General features: G+C 69.7%; 3 protein-coding genes. 1 reads left to right on the top strand and 2 read right to left on the bottom strand.

Features of this window, described 5'->3' with window-relative positions; genetic code table 11:
• Positions 1-1493 (top strand): dihydroxy-acid dehydratase (gene ilvD, locus I0Q12_RS29905; protein WP_231611723.1); only part of this gene is annotated, 1493 nt, incomplete at its 5' end.
• Between the two features lie 57 nt (positions 1494-1550).
• On the opposite strand, the gene I0Q12_RS29900 is transcribed toward ilvD, so the two are convergent.
• Positions 1551-2216 (bottom strand): serine protease, encoded by a 666-nt coding sequence (locus I0Q12_RS29900; protein ID WP_197257428.1) that lies wholly within the window; start codon positions 2214-2216, stop codon positions 1551-1553.
• 41 nt (positions 2217-2257) lie between these two features.
• Positions 2258-2646: DUF6319 family protein (locus I0Q12_RS29895; RefSeq protein ID WP_231611722.1), on the bottom strand; the 389-nt coding region annotated here is incomplete at its 5' end.

Here is a 2646-nt window from a genome sequence, read left to right as displayed (position 1 = left end):
TGCACGCGGCGGGAGGCTATCCGCTGGAATTCGGGACCATCTCCGTCTCCGACGGCATCTCCATGGGACACGAGGGCATGCACTTCTCGCTGGTCTCCCGCGAGGTGATCGCCGACAGCGTCGAGACGGTGATGCAGGCCGAGCGTCTCGACGGATCGGTGCTGCTCGCCGGATGCGACAAGTCGCTGCCCGGGATGCTCATGGCCGCGGCACGGCTGAACCTGGCCGGCGTGTTCCTCTACGCCGGGTCGATCCTGCCCGGCACGGCGAAGCTGTCCGACGGCACCGAACGCGACGTCACGATCATCGACGCGTTCGAGGCCGTCGGCGCGTGCGCGCGGGGGCTGATGTCCCGCGACGACCTCGACGCCATCGAACGGGCGATCTGCCCCGGCGAAGGCGCGTGCGGCGGGATGTACACCGCGAACACGATGGCCAGCGCCGCCGAAGCGCTCGGCATGTCCCTGCCCGGCAGCGCGTCGCCGCCCGCCACGGACCGGCGACGCGACGGCTTCGCGCGCCGCAGCGGGCAGGCCGTCGTGGACCTGCTGCGCCGCGGAATCACCACCGCCGACATCCTCACCAAGGAGGCGTTCGAGAATGCCATCGCGGTCGTGATGGCGTTCGGGGGTTCGACGAACGCGGTCCTGCATCTGCTGGCGATCGCGCACGAAGCCGACGTGGAACTGACACTCGACGATTTCGTCCGGGTGGGCGCGCGGGTCCCCCACCTCGCCGACGTCAAACCGTTCGGGGCGCACGTCATGAAGGACGTCGACCACATCGGCGGTGTACCCGTGGTCATGAAGGCCCTGCTCGACGCCGGTCTGCTGCACGGCGACTGCCTGACCGTCACCGGACGCACCGTCGCCGAGAACCTCGCCGACATCGCGCCGCCCGACCCGGACGGCAAGGTGCTGCGTGCACTCGGCAACCCGATCCATCCGACCGGCGGCATCACGATCCTGCGGGGCACACTCGCCCCGGAGGGCGCGGTGGTCAAGTCCGCGGGATTCGACGAATCGGTGTTCGAGGGCACCGCGCGCGTCTTCGAACGTGAACGGGCCGCGATGGACGCTCTCGAGGACGGCACCATCACCGCCGGCGACGTGGTGGTCATCCGCTACGAAGGTCCGAAGGGCGGTCCCGGGATGCGGGAAATGCTCGCCATCACCGGAGCCATCAAGGGCGCGGGTCTGGGCAAGGACGTCCTGCTGCTCACCGACGGCCGGTTCTCCGGCGGCACCACGGGCTTGTGTGTCGGGCACGTCGCGCCGGAAGCCGTCGACGGGGGCCCGATCGCGTTCGTCCGCGACGGCGACCGGATCCGGCTCGACGTCGCGAACGGCACCCTCGATCTCCTCGTCGACGACGCGGAGCTCGAGCAGCGCCGGACCGGCTGGGAACCGCTGCCGCCCAGGTACACCCGCGGGGTCCTCGCGAAGTACACGAAGCTGGTCGGGTCCGCGTCGATCGGCGCCGTGTGCGTCTGACCCCTCGTGCGTGGTTTCGGTAGCGGCAACTACCGAAACCACGCACGAGCACGGGAATCAGATGGGACGGAAGCCGCTTCCGACACCGCCGCGTGCGTTCACGTCCGCCAGGATCGCGCTGAAGTTGGTGCCGACCTCCGGGCCGATGCACGGCGCTGCGAGATACGCGTTCACCATCGCGACGAGGGTCGTGCCGATGACCAGAGGCGCACCGGAGTCGCCCTCGACGACGCAGACCTGGGTCCATGTCTCCTGCGACTCGAACACGTCCCCCCAGACGAGACCACAGGTGTTGCCGGTGGTGCGGCCCTCCTTGCAGGCCAGGTTCGGGAACTGCGGCGGCGCACCCACATCGGTGATCGTCACGTTCCCGACCCGATTCACCGGCGTGACCCTGCCCGGATCGAACTGGATCACCGCGTAGTCGAGTGCCTCGTTGCCGGCCACCACACGGCCGAGTACGCCAGCGCCCAGGTTGCGCTCGGACTTGACCGTCGCGCCCGGGCCACCGCAGTGGGCCGCGGTGAATCCGACCAGACGACCGGCAGCGTCGTAACCGATCGTGCTCAGGGTGCAGTCGAAGATGTCGGTGGTCCCGTCACCGAGCGTGATGCCGGACCCACCGCCGAGCGGTATCCCTCCGGGTACCGCCGTCGCCACCCCGGCGCCGCCTCCGATCAGGGCAATCGTTGCCGCGAACGCCATCGCCAACTTCTTGAACATAAGGCCCCTCCCGCCCGGCCACGACAGGCCGCGTCAGCGAGTCAGCCTATCTGGATGCCGGTCGCTCCGAGGCTCTCCAGAGCTTTTTTGGCTTCCTCCAATTGAGCGCTGAGCTGAGCGACCCGCTCCTCGGCGGCCTGCCGCGCCTCGTCGATCACCGACTGCACGGCCTCGAGCGCGGTCTCGTCACCCAGTTCCCGCACGGCCCGTTCGACTGCGTCCGGACCGACCGGCGCGGGCTTTCCGACCCGTCGCGCACCGTGTGCGACCGCCACCGTCCATTCGTTGTCCGGGTCGATCGTGATCGTGATGCTGACGCCGGGCTGCTTCTTCGGCCTGCGGGCCGCGGTCTTCGGCTTCGGGGCGGGCTCGGCGGACTGCGAGGGGGGTATGGGCACAGCGGTCTCCTTCGTCGCGGGCTTCGGCGCCG

It is taken from the genome of Rhodococcus sp. CX, from assembly GCF_015865005.1.
Lineage (GTDB): Bacteria > Actinomycetota > Actinomycetes > Mycobacteriales > Mycobacteriaceae > Rhodococcus.
Note: the sequence above shows the minus strand (reverse complement) of the source record. Positions and strands in the feature narration are given on the sequence as shown.